Origin of the sequence: Cyclobacterium jeungdonense, assembly GCF_010994275.1 — a bacterium.
Taxonomy (GTDB): domain Bacteria; phylum Bacteroidota; class Bacteroidia; order Cytophagales; family Cyclobacteriaceae; genus Cyclobacterium; species Cyclobacterium jeungdonense.
The window spans coordinates 100,754-126,813 of sequence record NZ_WMCD01000007.1 but is presented as its reverse complement, the minus strand read 5'-3'; the positions used below and the strand labels follow the sequence as shown (position 1 = coordinate 126,813).

At 45.6% G+C, this 26,060-nt stretch carries 16 protein-coding genes; 14 read left to right on the top strand and 2 right to left on the bottom strand.

Going from position 1 to position 26,060, the window contains the following annotated elements:
- Positions 1–8: 8 nt before the first annotated feature.
- The 14 genes from GKS34_RS14955 (at position 9) to GKS34_RS14890 (ending at position 23,892) form a co-directional block, all read left to right on the top strand.
- The gene (locus GKS34_RS14955; protein ID WP_163385791.1) at positions 9–1,610 is read left to right on the top strand and encodes a sulfatase; all 1,602 of its coding nucleotides are present in this window, start codon (positions 9–11) and stop codon (positions 1,608–1,610) included.
- Positions 1,611–2,080: 470 nt separating this feature from the next.
- On the top strand, positions 2,081–2,422 hold the full coding sequence (locus GKS34_RS14950) for an RNA polymerase sigma factor (protein WP_163385790.1): 342 nt from the start codon (positions 2,081–2,083) through the stop codon (positions 2,420–2,422).
- 3 nt (positions 2,423–2,425) lie between these two features.
- Complete coding sequence (locus GKS34_RS23760; protein ID WP_163385789.1) at positions 2,426–2,752, top strand: sigma factor-like helix-turn-helix DNA-binding protein; 327 nt, start codon at positions 2,426–2,428, stop codon at positions 2,750–2,752.
- A 158-nt stretch (positions 2,753–2,910) separates the two neighbouring features.
- The gene (locus GKS34_RS14940; protein WP_163385788.1) at positions 2,911–3,834 is read left to right on the top strand and encodes a FecR family protein; all 924 of its coding nucleotides are present in this window, start codon (positions 2,911–2,913) and stop codon (positions 3,832–3,834) included.
- 48 nt (positions 3,835–3,882) lie between these two features.
- Positions 3,883–4,584, top strand: coding sequence for a RagB/SusD family nutrient uptake outer membrane protein (locus GKS34_RS14935; protein ID WP_163385787.1), 702 nt, complete (start codon positions 3,883–3,885; stop codon positions 4,582–4,584).
- A 188-nt stretch (positions 4,585–4,772) separates the two neighbouring features.
- A complete protein-coding gene (locus GKS34_RS14930; RefSeq protein ID WP_163385786.1) occupies positions 4,773–7,388 on the top strand; it encodes an alkaline phosphatase D family protein in 2,616 nt (871 codons plus the stop codon).
- Positions 7,389–7,515: 127 nt separating this feature from the next.
- Positions 7,516–9,051: an arylsulfatase gene (locus GKS34_RS14925; RefSeq protein ID WP_163385785.1), complete on the top strand. Its 1,536-nt coding sequence runs from the start codon at positions 7,516–7,518 to the stop codon at positions 9,049–9,051.
- Positions 9,052–9,206: 155 nt separating this feature from the next.
- Entirely contained in the window at positions 9,207–11,528 is a 2,322-nt protein-coding gene (locus tag GKS34_RS14920) for a PSD1 and planctomycete cytochrome C domain-containing protein (protein WP_163385784.1), read from the top strand.
- A gap of 1,193 nt (positions 11,529–12,721) precedes the next feature.
- The gene (locus GKS34_RS14915; protein ID WP_163385783.1) at positions 12,722–15,931 is read left to right on the top strand and encodes a SusC/RagA family TonB-linked outer membrane protein; all 3,210 of its coding nucleotides are present in this window, start codon (positions 12,722–12,724) and stop codon (positions 15,929–15,931) included.
- 85 nt (positions 15,932–16,016) lie between these two features.
- On the top strand, positions 16,017–17,519 hold the full coding sequence (locus GKS34_RS14910) for a RagB/SusD family nutrient uptake outer membrane protein (RefSeq protein ID WP_435380095.1): 1,503 nt from the start codon (positions 16,017–16,019) through the stop codon (positions 17,517–17,519).
- Positions 17,520–17,623: 104 nt separating this feature from the next.
- Positions 17,624–18,985, top strand: a complete 1,362-nt coding sequence (locus GKS34_RS14905) for a Gfo/Idh/MocA family protein (RefSeq protein WP_163385781.1) — start codon at positions 17,624–17,626, stop codon at positions 18,983–18,985.
- A gap of 236 nt (positions 18,986–19,221) precedes the next feature.
- On the top strand, positions 19,222–20,574 hold the full coding sequence (locus tag GKS34_RS14900; protein WP_163385780.1) for a sulfatase family protein: 1,353 nt from the start codon (positions 19,222–19,224) through the stop codon (positions 20,572–20,574).
- 35 nt (positions 20,575–20,609) lie between these two features.
- Positions 20,610–22,049 carry a sulfatase family protein gene (locus GKS34_RS14895; RefSeq protein ID WP_240459314.1) on the top strand — a complete coding sequence of 480 codons (1,440 nt, stop codon included), beginning with the start codon at positions 20,610–20,612 and terminating at the stop codon, positions 22,047–22,049.
- A gap of 61 nt (positions 22,050–22,110) precedes the next feature.
- Positions 22,111–23,892, top strand: a complete 1,782-nt coding sequence (locus GKS34_RS14890; RefSeq protein ID WP_240459313.1) for an arylsulfatase — start codon at positions 22,111–22,113, stop codon at positions 23,890–23,892.
- A gap of 410 nt (positions 23,893–24,302) precedes the next feature.
- Here GKS34_RS14890 and tnpA read toward each other — a convergent pair whose 3' ends face one another.
- Together tnpA and GKS34_RS14880 are read right to left on the bottom strand one after the other, a co-directional pair.
- Complete coding sequence (tnpA, locus tag GKS34_RS14885; protein WP_163385779.1) at positions 24,303–24,752, bottom strand: IS200/IS605 family transposase; 450 nt, start codon at positions 24,750–24,752, stop codon at positions 24,303–24,305.
- A 626-nt stretch (positions 24,753–25,378) separates the two neighbouring features.
- A complete protein-coding gene (locus GKS34_RS14880) occupies positions 25,379–25,783 on the bottom strand; it encodes a hypothetical protein (RefSeq protein ID WP_163385778.1) in 405 nt (134 codons plus the stop codon).
- Positions 25,784–26,060 lie beyond the last annotated feature (277 nt).

Genomic DNA, 26,060 nt, shown 5'->3' with positions numbered 1-26,060 from the left:
TTCAGACTATGAAAGAATTCCTGAACTGGCTTTTAAGGAAAAGTTTAAATGTTTCATCCTTTGCTGAAAAAATACCTCTACTGGTTAATACCAAAAAAGATGTGGAAGAAACTTTATCCAAAGCCAGGTACTTCATCGGCATTCTGATGGTCATGGGGGGGATGATTTCCTGTCAACCAAAGGATAGAAAGGGGGAGGAAGTGAAGCAAAAGTACAACGTGCTCTTTATTGCAGTTGACGACTTGCGTACAGAATTGAACTGTTTTGGTGCCAAACATATAAGCTCGCCCAATATAGATCGACTTGCGTCTGAGGGAGTTCGGTTTACGGAGGCTCATGTGCAACAAGCCATATGTATGGCTTCACGTGCATCCATCCTGTCAGGGATCAGGCCTGAGAAACTGGGTATTTATACAGGGGAATCTGTAGCGGATTTAATGCCCGATGTACTGACCATGAATATGTTTTTTAAAGAAAACGGGTATAATATAGCGGCAGCAGGAAAAATTTATCACCATACCATTGACCATGAAAAGCAATTTGGGGAGGACTATATCATTCCTAAAAAATCCTGGACAGGAAGGGGCTATGTGACCAAGGAAGCGATCAATCAAATATCCCTCAATACGACGCATCATCGTGGCCCTGCCTATGAAAGGGCGGATGTGCATGATACCATATATAAAGATGGAATAAATACCCTTAATGCAGTAAGAAAGCTGGAAGAATTGGATAAGTCCGACAAACCATTCTTTTTGGCGGTGGGCCTTTCCAAGCCTCACCTACCTTTCGTAGCTCCCGCGAACTATTGGGATATGTATCCTGAGGCATCCATTGCCATGCCTGAAATCAGAGAAATGCCCGAGAATTCAAGCGAACATACCATGCGGTTGGGTGGTGAACTGGGTAATTATTATGGTATGCCCAGCAGGTACGAAGACATTGACGACAATACCACCCTTATTTTAAGAAGGGCTTATTATGCCTGCGTTTCTTACGCAGATGCCCAGGTAGGATATTTACTGGACCAACTCGACAAATTGGGATTGCGGGAAAATACTATTGTAGTGCTATGGGGAGATCATGGCTATAAATTGGGAGATTACGGCAACTGGTGCAAATGGTCGAATATGGATATGGATACCCGTATTCCGTTGATATTTAGTGTTCCGGGTGGAAAAAAAGGGGAGGTTGCTGATACACCGGTCGAAGCTTTGGATATCTATCCTACTCTGGCAGCATTGTGCGGCATGGAAGTACCTTCCCATCTTGAAGGAAAAAGTTTAATTCCTATTTTGAATAATCCTGAACTCCAACCAGCTTCAAAGGAATATGCGTTTTCCATTTGGCCACATAATCGCTGGAATTACGATAAGACCGTAATGGGATATGCTGTAAAAGATGGCCGCTTCAACTATGTGGAATGGGTAAAACTAAACACTGGTGAGGTTTTGGAAAAAGAACTATATGACCATCAGACTGATCCCGGAGAAACCAGGAATGTCATCGATGAGGAGCAATACCAAGAGGTAATAGCAAACTTGTCAGCAAAAAGTGAAGAGCGGAAGGCTGCCACAGACCATGATCATGAATTTAAATCACTTCGGTAAAGATAGCTACATTCGAGATAAATGGCCGTTGTTCACCCCTCGGTATTGTTTTCTGATCTAATTTATGATAAAGGGGAATACATAGAATACGCTGGAAATCTATCCTGTTCACATGGAAGTAGTAAGAAATCTTCCGGTGAGACATCCCTTCATTTGGTTAATGGATTAAAAATGCTCTATAGCGTAAAATTTACCAATATGAAAGTCACACTTAGCTCCTGAATTCAAGAAGTTTTTCCGGCTGATTTATTCCGTCATTGATTCTTTCTTGTTATTGGGGCAGAATTCATTTTACCGATGCACCTGAAACAGTCCCGGGTAGATTTTAGCGGTGTTTTTATTTTATTCATTTATTTTTTATAAATTGGATTATTGTAATTGAATCTTATACAGCCAACTTGGGTAAAATAACTATCTTTCTGATCTAGCCTATTGGAAGTGTTTTCCATCAATTAACTTAAACCCTGAGATTGAGACCGCTTATAAACCAAAGTGAGAAGGAGTTGGTACGTTCCCTTAGGCAAGGGGATATGAAGGCTTTTGACGAATTGTACTACCGTTTCCTGCCCAAACTACTCGGTTTTGCCTACAACTACCTGAGCGATGAAATGGAGGCGGAGGAGACCGTACAAGTCATATTTATAAAAATTTGGGAGGGACGGAAATCCCTGGACGAAAACAAAAATTTCAAAGCCTATTTGTTCCAATCGGTTAAAAATCAGCTGATTAATAAATTAAGAAACCAAAAGAAAAACTGTACCATAGAGGAGATTCCCGAAAAGTATTGCGTAAGTACGGAAAACGTTTTTTAAAAATTGACCTACAAAGAACTGGAAGATGCAGCCACAGAGCTAATTCGAAATTTACCCAAAACCCAGCAAAAGGTTTTTGTATTAAATAAAATCGACGGACTGAGTTCAGAGGAAATAGCCTCCCGATTGAGCCTGTCAAAGCGGACGGTTGAACACCAAATTTATTTAGCCACGAAATTCCTAAAGGGTGAATTGATCCATAAAGCTTCACTATATGGACCACTATTGTTCATTTTTTTTAAGTATCATGGGTTTTTTTATTTCCTTTTGATCAGCATACCTTCCGAATTATTTATATCCTTTTTCCAGATTTTTAAAATTAATTATTAATAATTTATTTTTTTAACAATTGTTCGAATTTGTCGGTGCTGTTTTTAAGTAAAAGGTTCGTTCCAGGTGTATAGCTTGAAAGGAATGGCGTTTTGAAAGAGGAAAAGCTAATCAGATTTTTAAATAACCGAACCTCACCTGAAGAAAATAGGGAGGTTATGGAATGGCTTGCAGAAGATGGCGCGGAAGATGCGTTTATCGGTATGCTCCAAAGGAATTGGAAATCCGGAAAGTCGAGTCAGGTAAAAGAATTAAAGCAACGCCAACTGCTGGAGCGGATCCATCAAGCCACGCTGAAAAGCCGAAAGGGGCCTGAAGGAAAACAGATTTTTGGTCTATTTCTTAGATTCGGCCGAATAGCAGCAACATTTCTACTGGTTGCCTTTAGTTCCTTTTATCTCTATGAGGCCTTTTTTCGGACAAAAGCGGTTGAAACGTTGACTGAGGTAGCACCCAGAAAAATTCAAAAACATACGTCGGCTGGAGAGAAATTAAAATTAACGCTACCGGATCAGTCTAAGGTGATCGTCAATTCCCTTTCAAGCATTACTTTTTATTCGGATTTCGGAATTAGTACAAGAGAAGTTGAACTGGAAGGGGAAGCTTTCTTCTCCATTGCTCCGGACAACGAGAAGCCTTTTATGGTAAAGACCGGTACGGTAAAAATGACCGCTTTAGGTACCGCTTTCAATACCTATGCGAGAGAAGAAGAGGTTAAAATTTCGCTTACTGAGGGCAGGGTCAATGTAGTCAAAGAAAAGCAGGTTCTTTCTCTTGTGCCTGGAGAGATGGCTTCTGTTATCAAAGGCAATGTTAGTGCTTTAACGAAAGAAAAATTCGATCCGATGGTAACGACCCTATGGAAGGAAGGGAAGATCCGGTTTCAAAGTAAACCATTTAAGGAGATCCTTCAAACCCTTGAAAATTGGTATGGTGTCCGTTTCGAAACGCAAGCCTTCGCTAACAGAAAAGTTACGGGTCTATTCAATAATGAAAGCCTGGAAGACATACTGACCGGGTTGAGTTTCTCACTTGGTTTTGAATACCAGATCAATCAAAAAAATGTCCTTATAAAATTCTGATTGCCTATGAGAAAAAAACAAAAAGCAGGATAAAATTCCCATCGCCAAATGAAACATTTTACCCTGCCCGCTTTAAAGAAATCCAAGTTCATCCAGCAGGACATGGGTGCCAACTGGGATCAGCGCTTTAAAGACACATTTATTTGGAATGAATCTACTTTTCAAGGAAGGAGATATGTATGCCATCCTGATTCAACTCAAACCGTGGATCAATTAACCTATTCCAAACAAGCTACCCGTACCGGATTTGGGTTTAGAAAATATTTTGATGAATCGTTTAGTGGCAACCTGCGTAATGACTATGGCGGAAACATTCCGATCATTCGCTATGCTGAAGTTTTACTCAGCTATCTTGAGGCGGAACTTGAAGCTGGTAATGGCATAACGCAGGAATTACTGGATCAAACAATTAACCTGGTCAGAGGAAGAGAATCAGTAAATTTACCTCCTATAACAGAAACGAATCCAAATGTCCTTCGTGAAATTTTACGAAGAGAACGAAGGATAGAATTGGCATTTGAAGGTACCCGATTATGGGACATTTTTAGATGGGAAATTGGAAATGAAGTTTTAAATGGTGATTTTTGGGGAGCTCCCTTTCCGGATTCGGAACGATATCCAACCACGTCAATTAAACTGGACCCGCAGTCCAGGTGGTATGTCACCACTAAAAATTTCCGGCCGGGAATCGATGATCAATGGCCCATTCCTGAATCTGAAACCAATATAAACCCAAATTTGGCAGAGTAATTATTATGAAATCGAGCATGACCTAAGCGACCCACGGAGGGATGATTATAAAGCATGCGAGATTCCATGTGACCTTTGAAAAGCAAACTAAAAACACATGAAATCGAGCATGACGAGATCGACACACAGAGGGATGATTATCGGGCATGCGAGATTCCATCTGACCGCTGAAAAAAAAATATAAACAGATGAAAAGAAGACATGTAGTAAAAGCAATTGCACTCGGATCCATTACACCCCATTTACTCGTAAGCGCATCCTCCAGTTTCGCCATTGCTCCAAAATCCAATAGGAATTTAACCTTGGCTACTTTTCAAAGTACCTGGCAGCAATGGCCTGATATGCCATGGGTGGGGCCGGAATACTGGGGAAACCGACTTCAAGATTGGGAAATTCAGCAAGGACGTGCCGTTTGCGTGATCTCCGACAAAAACCGTTCCTTGCATAGCCTTACCCATCAATTAGGATCCGAATCCGGAAACTTTTCCCTACAGGTGAAGATGGAATGGCTCAATCCAGAAGCCAAAGGTCTTGAGGAAGCGTATGCCGGTTTTCGCATGGCAGCTAAAGGAAAATTTACCGATTACCGCTCTGCAGCGGTTTTTGGCCAGGGGCTGGATGCAGGCATCAACGGGCAGGGACACCTGTTTATTGGTGAAAAAACCGGTACTCAAAAAATCTCCCTCGACTCCGAAATTACCCTTCACCTGGAAGGAACAGGTAACGAGATCCAACTTAAAGCCTTGAATTCGGAAAATGGGAAACTGTTGGGCATTCTGTCATTCAACCAACCCGGAGCGAACTGGGAAGGCAACCTTGCCTTAATTACCCATTTTCCGGGGGATGCTACCGAAAGGCCTTCAGTCGCCTTTTCCGATTGGCAAATTTCTGGAGACAAGATCGTTGGAAATGAAACACAGGTATTTGGACCTATTTGTTTTGCTCAGTATACGCTTCACCGTGGTATTTTAAAACTTGCCGCCCAGCTGGCGCCGGTAGATCAGGTAGCAGGCATGGAGGTACGCCTACAAGTAAAGAAGGACGGTCAATGGACCTCGCTCCAACAAGCCAAACCGGATACCCTTGGCCGGGTGGTACATTTCCGGCAGGAAAACTGGAATGCCGAACAAGCCGTTCCTTACAGGGTTAAACTGGACCTGCCGCTGAAATCAGGCAGGCAATCCTATTTTTACGAAGGTACCATCGCCCGGGAACCTGCTTCCGAAGAAAAGGTGAAAATGGCGGTTTTCAGCTGTAATGCGGATTATGGCTTCCCCGATCAGGAGGTCAGTATTCATGTACCGAAACACCAACCGGATCTGGCCGTCTTTCTTGGTGATCAGTTTTACGAAAGCACCGGAGGTTTTGGTATCCAGACTTCTCCGCTTAAAAAATCCAGTCTGGATTACTTGCGCAAATGGTATATGTTTGGTTGGTCCTACCGGGAAATCTTCCGCCACATCCCCAGTGCCTTTATCCCGGACGACCACGACGTGTATCACGGAAACGTCTGGGGCGAAGCCGGAAAGTCAGCGCCTACGGACGAAGGATGGGGATATGTGGCCCAGGATCAGGGAGGGTATAAAATGCCTCCCGAATGGGTGAATATGGTGCAGCTTACCCAAACAGGTCATTTGCCCGATCCGTACGACCCTACGCCGGTAAAACAAGGGATTACGACTTATTATACCGATTGGCTCTACGGAGGAGTTAGCTTTGCGATTCTGGAAGATAGAAAATTTAAATCCGCTCCGAAAAATGTGTTGCCCGAAGAGGCCAAAGTACTCAATGGCTTCATTCAAAATCCGGAATTTGATATCAAGGCGCATTATGATATCGATGCGGAGTTGCTGGGCGAAAGGCAGCTCAAATTTCTGAAACATTGGTCTTCGGATTGGAGTCAGGGTACAGAAATGAAAGCAGTGATATCTCAGACCAATTTTTGTACCGTGGCCACTTTGCCCAAAGGCAGCATCATTGATAGTATTGTTCCCAAATTACCTATACCCAAACCTGGAGAATACGTATCTGGCGATGCCCCTACTACGGATATGGATTCAAACGGCTGGCCCCAAAAGGGGAGAGATGAAGCCCTACGGATTATCCGAAAAGCCTTCGCCCTTCATGTGGCAGGTGATCAACACCTGGCATCCGTGGTTCATTATGGAGTTGAGGAGCATGGTGATGCCGGATTCGCCTTTGCCGGACCTGCGTTGAATAACCTTTTCCCCAGGCGTTGGTGGCCGGAGGTGCCTGCCGGACATGCACCATTGCCCGGACGACCGGATTACACCGGTAATTTTGAAGATGGTTTTGGAAACAAAATAACCGTTCATGCAGTGGCAAATCCACATATTACAGGGAGAGAACCAGCTTTAATTTATGACCGGGCTACTGGCTATGGGATGGTCACCTTTGATAAAATCCAAAAAAATATTCGGATTGAATGCTGGCCAAGGTACGTGGATCCCGAAAAGAACCCCAACGGGCAATACAATGGGTGGCCGGTAACGATTACCCAACAAGACAATTACGCCAAGGCATCGATAGGTACGCTGCCAGAACTGGACCTGAGTGAGTGTCATCGCCCGATCGTTCAGGTAATAGATGAAAATTCGGGCGAACTGGTTTATTCATTAAGAGTAGGGGAGAACAGGTTTCGGCCAAAAATATTCAAGAAATCCAACTACCTGGTACGCGTTTGGGAAGATCAAGGAAACCGGGAACAGGTTTTTTCTGGATTGGCACTGGATGCTCAAAAAGAAAAATCACTATGGGTTAATCCCCTCCCTCTGAAAGCTTGAAAAAATCCCTATTTTCGTACCGAACAGAAAACGATGATAAAATCGAGCATGACGAGATCGACACACAGAGGGATGATTATCAAGCATGCGAGATTCCATCTGACCGTTGAAAAAAAATTATAAACAGATGAAAATCAATTTTACTTCCCTGACCACCACCTTGTTTGTAAGTCTGGCCATTGCTTGTTCTTCTGAAACGTCACGTCCCGCATCTCCGCCCAATATTATTTACATATTGGCAGATGATTTGGGTTATGGTGATTTGGGATGTTACGGGCAGGAAAAAATTGAGACGCCCCATATCGACGCCTTGGCCGCTTCCGGCATGCTTTTCACCCAGCATTATTCGGGTTCTCCAGTTTGTGCCCCTGCCCGTGCCGTTTTGCTGACAGGGCAGCACAGTGGTCGGGCACAGGTAAGGGGGAACGATGAATGGGCGGAAAGGGGAGAGGTCTGGGACTATCGGGCCATGCTTGCAGACAGTACCCTCGAGGGGCAGCGTCCCATTGCCGAGGGCACCACCACCATAGGAACCTTATTGCAAAGTGCTGGATATACTACGGCAATTGTTGGTAAATGGGGACTGGGAGCTCCCCATACAGTAGGAGTACCCAATCAACAGGGTTTCGATTATTTCTACGGTTACAATTGCCAGCGGCAGGCTCATACTTTGTATCCGGTACACCTTTGGGAAAATGACCGGCGTGTTTACCTGGATAATGATACGGTTCCGCCAAACACCAAACTACCGGAAGGGGCTGACCCAAGTGATCCCGAAAGTTATGACAATTATTTCCTGACGGATTACGCCCCTGAGCTTATGTTTTCGCGCATTCAGGATTTTGTCGGCCAAAAGCGGAAAAAGCCGTTTTTCCTTTATTGGGCTACACCTATTCCGCACGTGCCCCTGCAGGCACCCAAACGGTGGATAGACCATTATGTGGAAAAGTTTGGAGAGGAAGAACCTTATCTGGGAGAACATTCTTATTTTCCCACCCAACATCCCCGGGCTACCTATGCAGCGATGGTCAGCTACCTGGACGAACAGGTTGGGGCACTTATTCAGCAACTTAAAGAGCAGGGAGTGTATGAAAATACCCTGATCATTTTCACTTCGGATAACGGCCCTACCTTCAATGGAGGGACGGATTCACCCTGGTTTAACAGTGCCGGAAAATTTAGGGAAGAAAGAGGGTATGGAAAGGGATTTCTCTACGAAGGAGGTATTCGGGTGCCCATGATTGCTTCCTGGCCAGCCGAAATTGAGGCAGGAACAGAAACGGATCACGTTTCCGTATTTTACGATGTCATGCCTACCCTGGCGGAAATTGCTGAAGTTGAAGCTCCCTTTGATTCTGATGGGATCAGCTTTTTGCCGACACTGAAAGGTGAAAAGCAGCAGGAACATGCATTTCTGTATTGGGAGTTTCCTTCTTACGGGGGACAGATGGCGGTGAGAATGGGTAATTGGAAGGCAATGCGGCTATCCATTCATGAAGGTAATTCGGAATGGGCCTTGTTTGACTTATCCACTGATCCCCTGGAAATGAATGATGTTGCCGACGAAAACCCCGGTATCCTTCAAGAGATGGAAGCCATTGTGGCGGCCGAGCATGTCCCTTCTTCTAATTCCCGGTGGAGGTATTCGGCTTTGGGGGAGTGAGGTTTCTAAATAAAGGGCACTTTTATAATTCCTGGGAATTTAATACACTTGTCGAATATTTTCCAAAGTACATGAGGAGCCGTATTTTACATGTACGGAATTGGTTATTTGCAGGATAGATTGTAATTTGAACGAATAATGAATTCATTCTTCCCATGAAGTTAAAAAAGGATTCCTACCTTCTTACAGGCATTTTGTTTCCACTTTTCGCCGGTGTATTGGTTTACGCCTGTGGGGAAGCGGAAATCAGCGAGAAAATCCCTGAACAAGTAAGTTATAATTTTCATATCCGGCCCATCTTATCGGATAATTGTTTTGCCTGCCATGGTCCGGATGCGAATAAGAGAGAGGCAGGTTTACGGCTGGACAACGAAGAAGGCGCTTACGCAGCCTTAAAAGAAAACCCTGAAAACCATGCCGTTGTACCCGGAAGTCTCAGGAAATCAATGGTTTTTAGCCGAATCTCATCTGAGGAGCCAGATCAAATGATGCCTCCCCCCGAGTCCAACCTGAAGCTTTCCGAGCGTGATAAACAACTCATCCGCAAGTGGATTCAACAAGGGGCGGAATACGAAACCCATTGGGCCTTTGTCCCTCCCCAAAAACATACCCCACCCGAAAACAATCATCCCGGATGGTCTTCGCACCCCATCGACAAATTTGTGTTTGATAATATGAGTTCCATGGGACTGCAACCCAATCCGGAGGCAGAAAGGGCCTACCAATTGAAACGTCTTAGTTTGGACCTCACCGGGCTTCCTCCAAGTACCGATGAGGTAAAAAGCTTCGTTGGAGGGGAACGGACCTGGGAGGAAATGGTTGATTATTACCTGGAAAAGCCGGCTTATGGAGAAAAAATGGCACTTCTCTGGCTGGATATTTCCCGATATGCAGATTCATTTGGTTATCAAAATGACAACATCCGGACCCAGTGGCCCTATCGGGATTGGGTTATTCATGCCTTCAACCAAAATTTATCATACGACACGTTTTTGACCTGGCAATTTGCTGGTGATTTGCTTCCGGAGCCAACCAAAGAACAATTGCTGGCCACCGCCTTTAACCGCAACCATAAAATTACAGAAGAAGAAGGAGTAATTGATGAGGAATACCGGGTAGAGTATGTGCTTGACAAAACCAATACCTTCAGTAAGGTAACGCTAGGCATAACCATGGAATGCGCCCAGTGTCACGATCATAAGTACGACCCGGTTTCTCAGCAGGACTATTTTAGCCTGTATGCTTTTTTTAATAATACCCCGGAGAAAGGTTTTGAAGGCGGAGCTGGTTCTCCAGTAAGGGCAAAAACCCCTTTGATTTGGGTAGAGGAAGAAGATACCCAGGGGATTTTATCCTTTGTCAATCATCCGGACACCGCCAAAGTGGCCGTTTCCATTATGAAAGACTTGCAGGATTCCATCCGGCCCACGCATGTGCTGAACCGGGGAGTGTACGATGCACCGACAGGTGACCCCTTGACTGCCGCTACACCTGCTGTTATCAAACCATTTGATTCCGATTTGCCCCCAAATCGATTGGGCTTGATTCAATGGGCTTTGGCAGAGGACCATCCGCTTACCTCGCGGGTATTTGTTAATTTGATTTGGCAGGAAATTTTCGGTCAGGGGCTGGTTCCGTCGGCGGGTGATTTTGGCATGCAGGGAAAACTACCTACGCATCCTGAATTACTGGATTGGCTGGCCGTAGATTTTCGGGAAAACGGTTGGGATATCAAGCGACTTATCAAAGTTCTGGTTACCTCTGCTACATACCGGCAATCTGCTGTTATTCAACCTGAACATCTGGAAAAGGACCCAGATAACGTTTATCTGGCCCGTTATCCCCGTTTGCGCCTTCATGCTGAATTGATTCGCGATTACATGCTCTCCAGCAGTGGACTGCTGGTTCCGGAAATCGGGGGACCCAGCGTGAAACCCTATCAGCCTGAAGGTTTATGGGAAGCATCCAGTTCTGGAAGGGGAGAACTGAACGTTTATCGTCAAGATAAGGGAGATAAACTCTATCGGAGAGGTATTTATACCTTTATCAAATTAACCCTTCCGCCACCCTCCTTATTGATTTTTGATGGCAGCAACCGGGATATTTGTCAGGTAAGCCGTAACCGAACCAATACTCCATTGCAAGCTCTGGCTTTGCTTAACGACCCTATGGTTTTGGAAGCTTCCAGGGTTATGGCGGAAAACCTGATTACAACCCACAGCTCCCCGGAAGAAGCCATAGAGGAAGCCTTCATCCGTGTTTTGTGTCGGTTTCCCAAAGACGAGGAAAGGACTGCGCTCCTGAACTTTTTTCAGGAAGAATCGGAACACTATAAGGAGGATCCACAAGAAGCAAAGAATCTGCTGGCTGTGGGAGAATCTCCCCAAAAGGAAGCCGCGGCACCGGAAAGAACAGCTGCATTGATGCAGGTAATTGTAGCCCTTTATAATCTGGAAGAGACCCTAACCAAAACCTGAGCACGCTATCCCCTTTTTACTGATTGGATTCAACGCTCGCATGCCGGGATGCCTCGAAATGGGCTAAGATTTTATTTTTTCGCACTGTCAATTGCTGTGGCGTGCTGCTCTCCGAAAATTGGAATCGATGCTAGATCCCTTATAAAGTTTAAACAAGGGAATTAAACGCCTGAGGAAGAAACAAAAAATTCGATCTTTAAGGAAAGGGTTTGAGACCAAATACCAGTAGCTTTCCGCAAGAGCTTAAGGAAGAGCAGGATAGTAGGAGATGGATTTTTTACCGCTTGGGTAACGAAAAATTAATTTTTATTTAAACCTTGGGATATAGGAAATATTTCGAATTAGTCTTAAATTTAGTTATTAAATTTGTATTCGAATTAATTTCGTACATGTTTTATTATCAGGCATCAGGTTTTGAAAAGAAGAAATGCGTTTTCTAACCAATTGCCAGGAATAATGTACGTTGATTAACGGCTTTCTACCTAACCTTAAACCCGAAATCGGCTTGGTTTGCACCATTCCGGTCAGAATCGGTATCAAAAGCAGGCTTAAAAATACATAGGATGGTTATATTTATCCTATGCTAGCTTCCTATCAAGGTCTGTTTTTGACGATTTCCGGCCTTTTTGCTGAAATTTTTGCATGATTCGGGTGAAATCAGTAGTTGGAATTCCCTCATTTTTCGGAATTTCAATAGGTATCCGTTCATAAGAAACGGGTGACAAGGCCTGAATCTTTTGATTGCATTTCAAGATTGACACTAATCCTGGAGAATCTTTCTTTTTTGGAAGGCTAGGTAGTAAGGTTAATTAGGAATCTTTTGGAGATGAACAGGTTTTTAAAAACTTATAAATCTGGTTTTAATCAGATTGTAACCCTTAAAAAAAGTAAACCCAAGCCTGCAATGAATCTGGAAAACAGCTCCTAAACCCCCTCAAAGCTGCTCATGACCTACCATTTCAAACGGTTCCTTCGTTGCTATGGTCAAATTTGACCATACTGCTTCGGAAGAAATCCCGTGTATCAAGCAGCTTGCTTTTCTTGATTGCCCCTATGGGCAAAATCAACCTTTTACCACGGAGCTACAGGCCTGAAAAATGATTCCTGTTCCTGAACTTTTCAAGTGGAACCGGGATCGATCTGACAGCCAAAGCTCCCAGTGTTTGCTCACTAATCATAAACTTCAAAATCTAATGAAAAATAAATTACTCAACGCAGGACTAAAACTGCTCGAAAGGGCAGGGTTTGTCCTGGCTATTCCATTGATGATATGCTTGATGCTGAATCAGCCAGTTCAGGCAGCAGCAATAGCAATAGATAATTTCGGCTCAACGTTTCAAGAAGCCGATGTGACCATTTCAGGTACGGTGCTGGATGAAAACGGGGAGCCCCTGCCCGGTGCCACCATTTCTGTACAGGGAACCACTCGTGGTACAGTCACCGATCTGGATGGAAAATTCTCCATCACCGTACCAGAGGAATCTTCCCTGGTAATCTCCTTTATCGGGTACCAGTCCCAAACCATAAAAGCGGGCAATCAATCCAACATAACCATTCGCATGAATCAGGATTCTTCAGCATTGGAAGAAGTTGTGGTGATTGGTTATGGTACCCAGAAAAAATCGGATTTGACTGGTTCGGTGGGTTCTGTAGGAGAGAGCGAATTAAACGAACGACCTTCCCCGTCGCTTAATCAGGCTTTGGCAGGCAGGGTTGCAGGAGTTCAGGTAAACGTGAACTCGGGTAGGCCCGGAGGCAGAACCAATGTACGTATCCGTGGATTCAGTTCCATCAACTCCTCTAATAACCCACTCTATGTGGTGGATGGCGTCCAGCTACCAATGAGTAACCAGGCTCAGGCAAGTAATGCCATCGATTATATTAACCCCAACGATATCGTCTCTGTTGAGGTGTTGAAGGATGCTTCCTCTACTGCCATTTATGGGTCCAGAGGTGCTAATGGCGTAATTCTAATTACCACCAAAAAAGGTAAGTCCGGTGAAGGAACGCTGACTTATAATGTAGATTTCAGCGTGAATACCATCGGACCGAACAGGCCGGAGGTTTTGAATGCAGCAGAATACATGGCTGTGGAAGACCTTGCCTGGAGAAACATGGAAAAATACGATCCAGAAGGTTGGAATGCGGGAAGATGGGCCTATCTGAACCCCGCACTTAGAAGAACCGATCCCAGGGTGTTTGACAGTCAGGGCAACCCATTGTTCGATACCAACTGGTTGAATGAGACTACTCAAAACAAATTGTCCCAAAACCATCAATTGGGATTTACAGGAGGAAACGAGAGGACGACTTATTCTTTGTCATTGGGATATCGGGATGATCAGGGTTTGTTAAAAACATCCTACCTCACCCGTTATTCTACCCGTTTCACCATCGACGATCAGGTAAAATCCTGGTTGAAGGTAGGCGGTACCATCAGTTATAATAACCAATCAGAAAACCTGGTGGATGTCAGCGATGCGGTACCACGACAAATTGTAGAAGATTTTCCGTTTTTGCCAGTAAGGTATGAGGACGGAACTTTTGCCAACAACAGGGATTATCCTTTTGCGGAAGGCACCATGAGTTCCATGCACCGCTTGTATGGCAGGAAGTACATTTTGAATACCCAAACCACGTTGGGAAGTGCTTATTCTAACATAAAATTCGCAGAAGGATTGGAAATGCGGACTGTATTAGGCGTGAATATTTTAACTCAGGAGAATAACCAATCCAGCACGCGAACCTTAGCCATCGCCCAATCCGGGACTGCATCCAAAAGTTTGGATAGGGACAGTTTCTGGTCTCTGGAAAATTACCTTACCTATAATAAAGTGTTTGCAGACCGACATGCTTTTACCGGATTATTGGGTATTTCCTGGCAGGAAAATACTTACTCCAGCATGAGTGCCAGTATCCAGAATTTTGCTACGGACTTCTTCACCTATAATAACCTGGGAGCCGGATCACAACTTCCCCGCGTGGGCTCCAATGCTTCAAGACATGCATTGAATTCCTATTTTGCAAGGATAAATTATATCCTGGATGATAAATATTTATTTACTGCAACAGGTAGGGCAGATGGCGCCTCCAAATTCGGAGAGAATAATAAGTATGCCATTTTCCCCTCTGCTGCTTTGGCCTGGAGAATGTCAGAAGAGGCGTTCTTAAAAGGAAACAGTACCATTTCAAATTTGAAATTGAGGACCAGTTATGGCCTTACCGGTAACTCAGAGATCCCACCTTATTCCTCCCTTTCCCTATTGAGCTCCAATTACTCCGCCATTTGGAATGAGACCCAAGTCGGAGGAACAGGAATCAACCGCCTGGCCAATCCTGATCTTAGATGGGAAAAAACGGCTCAGACCGATGTTGGTTTAGAACTAGGTTTGTTTCAAAACAGGCTCACCATGGAATTTGACTACTATTACAGAAAAACGACCGACATGTTATTGGACTCTCCGGTTCCAAGAACAAGTGGATATGCAACGATAAGAAGAAATGTGGGATCCATGGAAAACAAAGGAGTTGAACTTACTCTAAATGGTGTAATTGTGGATAAAGCCGATTTCACCTGGAACAGTAGCTTTAACTTTTCCGCAAACCGTAATAAAGTATTGTCATTGGCTACGCCAGCAGATATTTTTGGTGTGGGCGGACCTAATTTCACCAACCAGACCAATATCATCAGGGTTGGAGAACCGGTAGGATCTTTCTGGGGTTTGGTGAGGCTTGGAACCTGGAATGAATCGGAAAGAAGTGAGGCAGCGGAATATGTCAGTTACAGAAATGGATTAACCATTCTTCCCGGAGACATCAAGTACCTGGATGTAAATGGGGATAAAGCCATCAACGACTCTGACAGAATGATTATTGGAAACGGTAACCCTGAATTTTGGGGCGCGTTTACCAACAATCTTCGCTTTCGAAATTGGGATTTGGCCATCGATCTTCAATACATGTATGGAAATGATCTCCTGGACATGAACCTGCACCCAAGTGAGGACCGGCAAGCACTTGCTAACAGTTATAGGACTGTTTTAGATGCCTGGACTCCGGATAACCAAAATTCAATGGTGGCTGAAATCAGGGATACCAGAGCTGGCTATGTTACCAATGTGGATTCCAGATGGGTTAAAGATGCCTCGTTTTTACGTGGAAGAAACCTGCTATTAGGGTACACTTTTCCCGTTGAGGTAGCAAATAGGCTTCGTTTGAGTAGGCTAAGGGTGTATACTTCGACCCAAAATTTCTTCCTGATCACAGGAGATGAAATCATTGGTGATCCTGAAGTGGCTCCCATCCGGGGAGGAGATGGAAATAATGTATTTTCCCAGGGAATGAACTGGCACAGCTATCCTAAGCCAACCACTTATTTATTGGGTATTCAGGTTGCATTGTAATTTTGGGAGATAATTAATGAAACTAGAAATGAAAAATATAATTAAGAAAAGATTTTGGATCCATATAGGCATTAGTTTGCTTGGTATGGCTGTTTTGACGGGCTGTCAGGATTTTCTGAGCGAAGAAGATCCATCTAACCTTACACCGGAAAGTTTTTATACGATTCCGGATCATGCCGAAGCAGCCTTGGCCGCTGTTTACGCTGACACCAGATTCATTGGAGACGGTGCAGGTATATTTTCCTCTACCTGGCAGCTTTTAGAAGCACCCACTGGAACTTCAACTACGGAGACTGCTCAAAATTCTGATTTAAACAATCTGTATGGGTTGATCTACGACGGGCGCACCCAACATGTGATCAATTGGTGGAATGGCTTATACAAAGTGATCGCCCAGGCAAATTTGGTATTGGACAAGGTGCCTGCCATTACTCCTATGGATGAAGCGCAAAAAACGAAAATTCTTGGAGAAGCAAGATTCCTAAGGGCTTGGGCCTATTTCTATGCGGTTCGCCTTTGGGGGGATATACCCTTGATTACTGCTCCTCAAACGGCCAGTTCAGAAAACTTTAGGCCTTCACCCTCTCCCCAAGCAGAAGTATATCAACTGATTGTGGATGATTTGAAAGCGGCAGAGGCTGCTGGACTCCCCTGGATGGATGTGAGCGGAAGGGCATCTCTTGCAGCTGTGAAAAGTCAATTGGCAAAAGTTTACCTGACCATGGCAGGATTTCCCTTAAGTATGGGCACTGAATACTACCAGATGGCAGCACAAAAATCAGCCGAGGTTATAGAATATGCTAATGCAAATCCAAATGTCATCAATTTGTTTCCCACCTATGGAGATCTCCATGATGAAACCAATGATAACTTACTGGAGCATATATTTATGTTGCAATACAATATCGTCGTTGCCGGTAATCCAATGAATAACATGTTTCCTAATTTTAAGCCGGTAACCTTTCAGGGACCTTCCGGTACGGGAAGCACGGTACCTACCAACGAGTTTTATAATTCCTATGAGGAAGGGGATTTAAGAGCAGTCAATCAGGAAGGTTTTTTCTACACCAGTTATTATACCAATGGAAGTGGAGAACCCTTTGATTTGGGAGCGCCCTATATTTTCAAACATTTCAATCAAAGGGCTTTGGGATCTGAGGGCAATCCTGGAAACAGAGCCAATAATTTGAATGTTCCGCTGATCCGATTTGCAGAAGTATTGTTGATTCACGCAGAAGCTCAGAATGAACTGGGGGGACCTAATGCCCTGGCACATGAAGGCCTGAAAAGAATCAGGGATCGCGCTCAATTGGAAACGCCTGCTTTAGGGGAATTTACTACCGAAAGCTTTCGGGAAGCTGTTTGGAGAGAACGGTGGCATGAACTCGCCTACGAGCAGATCACCTGGTTTGACATGTTGCGGCTTCGTAAGGTTTACAACGAGATAACCAATGGCTTCGATAACTTCGTCGGTCACGAGAACCTAAGTTCTAACCAAATCTTGCAGGAAAGACATTATTTGATGCCATTTCCGTTGCCTGAAATGCAGAACAATCCGAATCTGACTCCCAATAATCCGGGGTATTAACCCGAAAAGAATTTATATCTGAAAAGGGGAATAACTTTCCATTTGGAAGGTTATTCCCTATTTTTAGTAAATACAAACAAGTCACACCCAAAATAACCCAATAAATGAAGGAAAAGAACGACATTTCCCGCCGAAAATTTATCCTAAAAAGTGCTACTGCCGCGTTGGCCCAACCACTATTATTCCAACTTCCTGCTTTTTCAAAAACCAAAAAGGCCAAGCTCAGACACGTATGTGTCGGCGTAGGCGGAATGGGCGGGCACGACCTCAGTCGGTTTAATGCGCACCCGGAGGTAGAAATTGTTGCCATTTGTGATATCGACGAAGAGCGTCTGGCCAAAGCGGCTGAAATTTTACCGAATGCTAAAAGATTTACCGATTGGAGGGAGTTATTTGCTCAGGAATCCGGAAATTTCGATTCGGTTAACGTTAGCGTTCCCGACCACAATCATTTTCCCATCGCTTATACCGCAATTACCAACGGAAAGCACGTGTACTGTCAGAAGCCCATGTGTCACGACGTGGAGGAAATCAGGGCGCTTACTAAAGCTGCAAAGAAAGCCGGTATCGTTAGTCAGTTGGGCACCCAACATGCCTCGGGCAAAGGCGACCGAACGGCCGTTCAATGGATTAAAGAGGGGCATATTGGAAAAATAAAGCAGGTATACCTCTGTTCTAACAGGCCTGGGGCCACGGAGGCTTATCGATTTGAAGGCCCCCGACCGGCAAGTGGAGAGACTCCACCCCCCCATGTGCATTGGGATCAATTTATCGGAACAGCCCCCATGCGCCCCTATGTACCAAAAATTTATCACCCCTCCAAATGGAGAGCCTGGCAGGATTTCGGGACCGGTTGGTCCGGGGATATCGGTTGCCATATTCTGGATGCCGTTTGGAAAGGGATGGGACTGACCGCACCACTCTCGGTACACGCCAGGGTACAGGAGTCCTGGAAGCAATCCCCCGCCAGGAGAGCCGATACCTGGCCGCAAAGCAATCACATTACCTGGGTTTTTCCGGGTAACGATATGACTGCTTCCGATGAGTTGACGGTTGAGTGGTTTGATGGGGAATTTTATCCTCCGGAAGAAATCCGTGCCTTGTATTCCCTGGACGATTATCCGGCCGAATCAGCTATGCTGGTGGGAACGGAAGGTGCCTTGTTGATTCCCCATACTAAAATGCCGGTATTGTTACCACAAAGCAAGTTTCAAAGCGTTTTATCCCCTGAATTAGAAGATAGGGATCATTACCATCATTTTGTGGATGCCTGTCTGGGCAAAGTGGAGACCGAAAGCGATTTCGCCGTTTCCGGTCCCATGTCCGAAACGGTGATTTTGGGTACTGTGGCGATTCGCATGCCCAATACCCTGCTGACCTGGAACGCTGGCAAAATGAAAATCAGTGAGCCGGCCGAAGCCAATCGGTACCTTTCCAGGACCTATCGGAAAGGCTGGGAGGTTTGATTTAATTCGGCCAAAACGACGACTAGATTTTCGTGGAAGAACAGCCAGGACCGGTTTTACTCAAAAAATCCGGTTTTGGCCCTTTTTATTTTTGACGGCACCTGTGCGAGGCGCTTTCGACGCGTAAGGGATCAAAAGCGTAACCGGTTCGCATAAAAACCATACGTACACCGCCAATTTTTAAAATTATTCAGTAATTTAGGAAACGTGCTCAAATGACCTTTTCCGGCCCCCGTATGCGTTATAAAATTTTCCTTCTGGTACTGCCGTTCTTTTTCTCCATTCACCTGGCAGGTCAATCCATAATCCCAGAAAAACCGAATATTCTTCTTATTTTAACGGATGATCAGGGCTACCACGACGTGTCCTACTACGGAACGAAGGACATCCGAACACCCCATATCGATTCGCTCCGAGCGGAGGGCATGCGGCTGGATAATTTCTATACTAACTCCCCCGTATGCGCTCCTACCAGGGCTTCCCTGATGTCCGGCCGGTATCCCGATCGAGTAGGAGTGCCCGGGCTGATTCGCTCGATCCCGGACAATACCTGGGGCTACCTGGATCCCAACGCCAAACTCCTCCCCGCCTTGCTACAGGAAAAAGGATACCATACGGCCCATGTGGGCAAATGGAATCTGGGCCTGGAAACACCTAACCTACCCAATGAACGCGGATTTGATCATTTTCATGGTTGGTTGGAAGATATGATGGACGACTACTGGACCCATCGCCGGCACGGAAGAAATTACATGCGCCTGAACGATGCAACTATTGATCCGGAGGGTCATGCCACCGATTTGTTTACCCAATGGTCCGTTGACTACATTCTTTCCAGAGAAACTGCTAACGAACCGTTTTTTCTTTATTTGGCTTACAATGCACCACATTTTCCGGTACAACCCCCAGAGGAATGGTTGGAAAAGGTAAAACGCAGAGAACCAGGACTGTCTGATACCCGTGCCTCCCTGCTCGCGTTTATCGAACATATGGACGATGGTATTGGAAAGGTGGTTCAGGCACTCAAAGAAACCGGAGAATACGACAATACGCTCATTATTTTTACCAGTGACAATGGAGGGCATTTGCCCAGTCAGGCAAACAATGGTCCCTTGCGGGATGGGAAACAAAGCATGTACGAAGGGGGATTAAAAGTCCCAACGGTAATTTCCTGGCCGGGAAAGATACCTGCTGGATCCGTTTCCGGGCAGGTAAACCTGACCATGGATATCCTGCCCACACTGGCAGAGCTGGTGGGAGCAAGCAGCCCTCCTAAAACGGATGGTCGTAGTTTCTTACCGACATTGCTTGGAAAAGAGAAGAATGAGGCCGATCGCCCGCTTTATTTTGTAAGGAGGGAAGGAGGTGCCCGGTATGGGGGCAAAGCGTATCATGCGCTTCGGCTGGGTGATTGGAAGTTGTTGCAGAACAGCCCTTACCAACCTATGGAATTGTATCACCTTAAAAATGACCCTTTGGAAAAAACCAATCACATAGAAGACGAGCCTGAAGTATTTCAGCAATTGCACGGATTGCTGCTAAAACAAATCCAGCAAGGAGGAAAAGTCCCCTGGCAGCGACCGGATTGATTGGATAGGAGTTAAAACCCAAAAATACACACGCAATGAAATCAAGTTTAGTAACAGGATTAATCCTTTCTCTGAGTCTTTTTAGTGGTGTCGTGCCACTAATGGCAACCTCTGAGCCGCTAAAAAGCGATCCGCCCAATATCATCGTCATCTTTGCCGACGATCTGGGTTACGGGGATTTGGGGGTATTTGGACACCCGACCATTCACACCCCAAACCTGGACCGCATGGCTTTTGAGGGGCAGAAGTGGACCAATTTCTACGTGGCGGCCCCTGTCTGTACGCCCAGTCGGGCCGGTTTGCTTACCGGGAGACTGCCCATCCGATCGGGGATGAGCAGCGATAGGCGACGGGTCTTGTTTCCGGATTCCAAAGGCGGCTTGCCGCAGTCGGAAATTACCGTTGCCAGGGCCCTGAAAGGCAATGGCTACCGCACCGCAGCCATCGGAAAATGGCATTTGGGGCATTTATATCCCCATTTGCCCACGGATCATGGGTTTGACAGTTATTTCGGGATCCCTTATTCCAACGATATGGACAAGGTGGAAAAAACCGATCATTTTACGCTGGCCGAACAGGAAAGGTATCAGGCATACAATGTTCCGCTTATGCGGGATAAGGAAATCGTCGAACGGCCGGCCGATCAACGAACCATTACCCGCCGCTATACGGAAGAAGCAGTAGCTAAAATCAATGAATTCGGGAAGGATCCCTTCTTTATTTACCTGGCGCATAACCTGCCGCATATTCCTTTGTTCCGATCGTCCGAATTCAAGGATGAATCCCTGGCCGGCATTTACGGAGATGTGATCGAGGAAATCGATTGGTCGGTGGGGCAAATTCTGGAAGCCCTGAAGCAAGCAGGAGTGGCCGAGAATACCCTGGTGGTCTTTACCTCCGATAACGGGCCCTGGCACACCTTCCGAACCCATGGCGGTACGGCCGGTTTGCTGAGAGGAGCAAAAGGCGGCACCTTTGAAGGAGGGATGCGGGAGCCGACGGTGTTCTGGTGGCCTGCTGGCATCAAACCGGGTGTTGTACGGGACATGGCCACTACCATGGATTTGCTGCCTACCTTCTGTGCCTTGTCGGGTACCGAACTGCCTTCCGACCGGGTGTACGATGGGTACGACCTCAGTCCGCTGCTGGGCGGTACAGGTAAAAGCGGACGGGAGACGGTGTTTTATTACCGGGGGCAACAAGTTTATGCTGTCCGTAAAGGGGATTACAAGGCCCATTTTATCACCCAACTGGAATACGGAAATCCTACGGCCCACCCTGTGACTCAGCCTCCGGTACCCTTAGAAAATTCCGCTACGGTACTGGAAACCCCACTTTTGTACAATGTGAATATCGATCCGGGCGAACGCTTTGATATCGCCGCCGACCATCCTGAGATCATCGCCGAAATCAGGGATGTGATGGAGGCGCACAAAGCCAGCATTGTACCGGTAGAAAATCAATTGGAAAAATAAACCGCTGTTAGAATGAATCGGGCCAACAGGTGGAGCATCGATATATGAACGAGGATTAACTATGAAGCAAAAAATGACCTACTTCAAAGTATTGGCGGCCTGTGTGCTGAGCTTTGCCGGACAGACCGAGGGGCTCGGATTCCAAAAGGCTGAGCGCCCCAACGTGATTTTGATCATCACCGATGACCAGGGATACGGGGATCTGGGTATTCACGGTAATCCCCATGTTCAAACACCCGTGTTGGACAAGCTGGGCAGGGAAAGTGTGCGCCTGACCAACTTTTATGTGTCACCGGTTTGTGCACCTACCCGCTCCAGTCTGATGACCGGGAGGTATTCCCTGCGCACCGGCGTGCGGGATACCTATAACGGCGGCGCCATCATGGCCACTGAAGAAGTGACGCTTGCCGAGATGCTGCAGTCCGCCGGGTACCGAACGGGTATTTTTGGAAAATGGCATTTGGGTGACAATTACCCCTTTCGTCCCGGAGATCAGGGCTTTGAGGAATCTCTGATTCACCTTTCCGGCGGTATGGGGCAGCCGGGAGATTTTACCACGTATTTTCAGGGAGACCGTAGTTATTTCGACCCCGTTCTTTGGTACAACGGAGAGCAAAAGGCCTTCCAAGGCTATTGTTCGGATATTTTCACTACGGAGGCATTGACCTTTATGGAAGAAAAAGCAGCTGAACCGTTTTTCCTTTACCTTTCGTTTAACGCGCCACACACCCCGTTGCAAGTTCCTGACGCCTACTACGATCGGTACAAAGACCTGGATCCCTCGGCCGGATTTGACGAAGACGGCCGTCCTTTTCCGGAAATGAGCGAACGGGACAAGGAAGCCGCGCGAAAGGTCTATGCCATGGTGTCCAATATCGACGATAACGTGGGGAGGGTACTGAATAAGCTGGAAGAACTGGATATTGCGGAAAATACGATCGTGATCTTCATGACCGACAACGGCCCCCAGCAGGCCCGCTACGTGGGGGGAATGCGCGGTAGAAAAGGAAGTGTATTCCGGGGAGGCGTACGGGTGCCGTTTTTTCTCCGGTTACCCGATCGTTTGGAAGGAAATCGGGACATTCCAACCAGCCTGGCCCATATCGATGTGTTGCCTACCCTTGCGGAAATCTGTGGGGCTTCGCTTCCAACAGGTCGGCAAATTGACGGCAAAAGCTTCTATCCCTTGTTGCGGGGTAAGGATGCTCCGGTATTTGACGAGAGGTCCTTGTTTTTTTATTGGACCCGCAGGTACCCCGAATTGTACACCAACGTGGCGCTGCAAAAGGGAAAGTATAAGTTGGTCGGGAATACCGATTTTGATGCGGAGCTGGGAGATTTCGACCTGTTTGATCTGAAGGAAGATCCTTACGAATTGAACTCGATCGTGGAAGCGAACAAGCCACTTGCACGCGCGCTTAAGTCCGAAATGGACGCGATGATAGCCGATTTGACGCAATCTCCCCAACTCAACCGGCCTCAGCGGGTAATCATCGGCAGCGAGCAGGAAAACCCGGTATACCTCAACCGTAATGATGCGGGCGGAGAACGGGGCATTTGGACCCAGGAAGAGGTATTTGGTATGTGGAAGGTCAAAACGCTGGAGGGCAGGTATCGGATTCGCTTCAAATTTATCAAACCCCTGGAAACCAAGGGAAAAATGGTGCTGGAAACCAACTCGGTAATCATTCAGGAGCAATACGAAGCAGTACCTACAGATGAAATTACGTTGGAGAACGTCTATTTGCCCGAAATGGAAGTAGACTTGATTCCCCACTATGTGACGGAAGGAAGAAGTATTTTTCCGCTATGGATGGAGTTGGAAAAAATCAGTGATCCATGAAATGCAGCCCATCTCTGCGCGTAGTATCCACTACACCTCTCTATCAAAAATCTACTTGAGTGACGAAATCGTAAAAAGCCCATTTGCAATGGCAAAAAATGTTTTAGACTGTTGCTGATTCTTTCAGTAAAAGCAGGCCTGAAGGGCCTGAAAAACAATAACCGTGGGTGCAGCCCACGGATATCGACAGCCAATCACATCCAACCCAGGATGGGGTTGAACCTTTACTTCTTCGGATTGGGCTCAATTGGAATTTATTTTTTCTAGATACCTTTCATGGTCGTTGTTGATTCCCATATAGACACCAGGCCTTAAGGGCCTGAACAAAAACAACCGTGGGTGCAACCCACGGCTCGTTGACTACCAAACACCTCCAACCCCGTATTCTAAAGGAAGGGGTTGAACATTTATTATAAGAAAAGATAGCGTTCGTCGAAATCAATACCATTTTCTTTCAATAATCGTTTGTATTCCTCCAAAAAGGATTCCTTTTTGTGATGTTCTTTCTGCCTTTTGATATAAGAAGTAATACGGTCTTTTTCTCTGTAAGTACAAGTAAATGCACCGTATCCCTTTCCCCACGAGTTCCAGTGGGGGAAACTCTTTTGTTCCTTCATCCATAAACTGCTTGCTACTTTTATGTCTTTAATGAAATCGGATAATGAAAGGGTGGGGTGTAAATCAGTTAAGAGATGAATATGATCTCCGATTCCGTTTATCTGGTAAAGCGTACATCCTTTATTTTTAACGATACCCCCAATGTAGCGGTACAGTTCTTCGCAATGAGTATTGGGAATTGTTTCGTTTCTGTTTTTTGTTCCTAATACTAAATGGTAGAGTATTTGTCTGTAACTGCTCATTAGGTCGAGGAAGTTAGCGTTTGAAGAAAGATACGAAATATAATTCTTTTTCGAAATGTTCAACCCACTTCCGGGGTTGGAAAAAGGATCTATCGGCCTGTCAGCCCCGGGTTTCGCCCGGGGTTATTGTTGTTGAAGCCCTTCAGGCTTCGGAATTGAATAGGGCTTGTTTCTTGGGAAGTACTTTGGTACTTCATAAAAATATGGTTGGACCAAATGAACAGTAATTTTAGTAGATATCAAATAAGACTGTTGATGCTTTTCTTAGTAAAAGCAGGTCTGAAGGGCCTGAACAGTACTAACCGTGGGTGCAGCCCACGGCTCGAGGACCACCAAATACCTGCAACCCCGGATGGGGTTGAACTTGAATTGAATGGGCTGTACTAATAACTCTTCTGGAGATTGGGTCATAGGATCGATCCCAGATCGGCAGTGGAGACCCCGCAGGCTTTATCATTCTCGTCCCCGCTGAGTGTAGTATCCACTACACCCTTCTAGTAAAAACATTTTTTTGGGCGAAGCAATCGTCAAAAGACCAATTGCAATGGCCAAAAACATTCCTTAAAAAAAGAGATCTAAAAAATCTAAAACGCATCACCGTGTAAAGTAAATCTCCTTTCTTTTTCTCAGTCTACATTAATCGTCACAAACCCCAATTCATTATCTGTATTTTCATACAACCAGATTTTGTTATCCGTGAAAAAGTGTTGGCGTGGATTTCTTTGGTACCGCTCCAGATACGTCTCACCGAGCATCGTTAAATCCTTGTCCAAAATGCGCAGGTACACTTTTGCGTCATTTGCTATTGTTTCTCCGTATTCGTCCAGGTTTTCGGAAAATTGGGTTGTGAACGATAGCCGGATGAACGGCTGAGATACTGGGTCCCATTTAGGATCCCTTAAACCGATGGATTCCAAATATTTCCTTTGGTGCTCATCCGCTTGTTCGTGTTCTACTGTTTTGGGTCGTTTGTATTCATTCTGATTCCCGGTAAGCTCACGGTTCCATAAAATAAGGTAAAGAGAATCCAAATAGATATCCTAATTTTAAAATACTAATGTAAATTTAAAATATATTAATAAATCGAGTCTTCGTCAGCAACCTTATGCGACGACAATTACGAAATCAACATCACTATTTATTATGAATAAATTAACTCACGCTGTTCTGTTCATTTTTCTTAGCATTTTCGGAATACAGGCAAGTGCAGCCGGGCATCTCAACGACACCATCGTATACTGGGGAGGAACAAAGCGCGTCCACGTTGCAGAATGCGTCAGGTATAGTAGACTTAGCTCCGAACAGAAG

What these genes read in the sequence shown, in the direction of transcription:
- GKS34_RS14955 (WP_163385791.1), top strand. Translation starts at nt 9, where the DNA reads ATGAAAGAATTCCTGAACTGGCTTTTAAGGAAAAGTTTAAATGTTTCA.
- GKS34_RS14940 (WP_163385788.1), top strand. Translation starts at nt 2,911, where the DNA reads ATGGAATGGCTTGCAGAAGATGGCGCGGAAGATGCGTTTATCGGTATG.
- GKS34_RS14935 (WP_163385787.1), top strand. Translation starts at nt 3,883, where the DNA reads ATGAAACATTTTACCCTGCCCGCTTTAAAGAAATCCAAGTTCATCCAG.
- GKS34_RS14930 (WP_163385786.1), top strand. Translation starts at nt 4,773, where the DNA reads ATGAAAAGAAGACATGTAGTAAAAGCAATTGCACTCGGATCCATTACA.
- GKS34_RS14925 (WP_163385785.1), top strand. Translation starts at nt 7,516, where the DNA reads ATGAAAATCAATTTTACTTCCCTGACCACCACCTTGTTTGTAAGTCTG.
- GKS34_RS14920 (WP_163385784.1), top strand. Translation starts at nt 9,207, where the DNA reads ATGAAGTTAAAAAAGGATTCCTACCTTCTTACAGGCATTTTGTTTCCA.
- GKS34_RS14915 (WP_163385783.1), top strand. Translation starts at nt 12,722, where the DNA reads ATGAAAAATAAATTACTCAACGCAGGACTAAAACTGCTCGAAAGGGCA.
- GKS34_RS14910 (WP_435380095.1), top strand. Translation starts at nt 16,017, where the DNA reads ATGGCTGTTTTGACGGGCTGTCAGGATTTTCTGAGCGAAGAAGATCCA.
- GKS34_RS14905 (WP_163385781.1), top strand. Translation starts at nt 17,624, where the DNA reads ATGAAGGAAAAGAACGACATTTCCCGCCGAAAATTTATCCTAAAAAGT.
- GKS34_RS14900 (WP_163385780.1), top strand. Translation starts at nt 19,222, where the DNA reads ATGCGTTATAAAATTTTCCTTCTGGTACTGCCGTTCTTTTTCTCCATT.
- GKS34_RS14895 (WP_240459314.1), top strand. Translation starts at nt 20,610, where the DNA reads ATGAAATCAAGTTTAGTAACAGGATTAATCCTTTCTCTGAGTCTTTTT.
- GKS34_RS14890 (WP_240459313.1), top strand. Translation starts at nt 22,111, where the DNA reads ATGAAGCAAAAAATGACCTACTTCAAAGTATTGGCGGCCTGTGTGCTG.
- tnpA (WP_163385779.1), bottom strand. Translation starts at nt 24,752, where the DNA reads ATGAGCAGTTACAGACAAATACTCTACCATTTAGTATTAGGAACAAAA.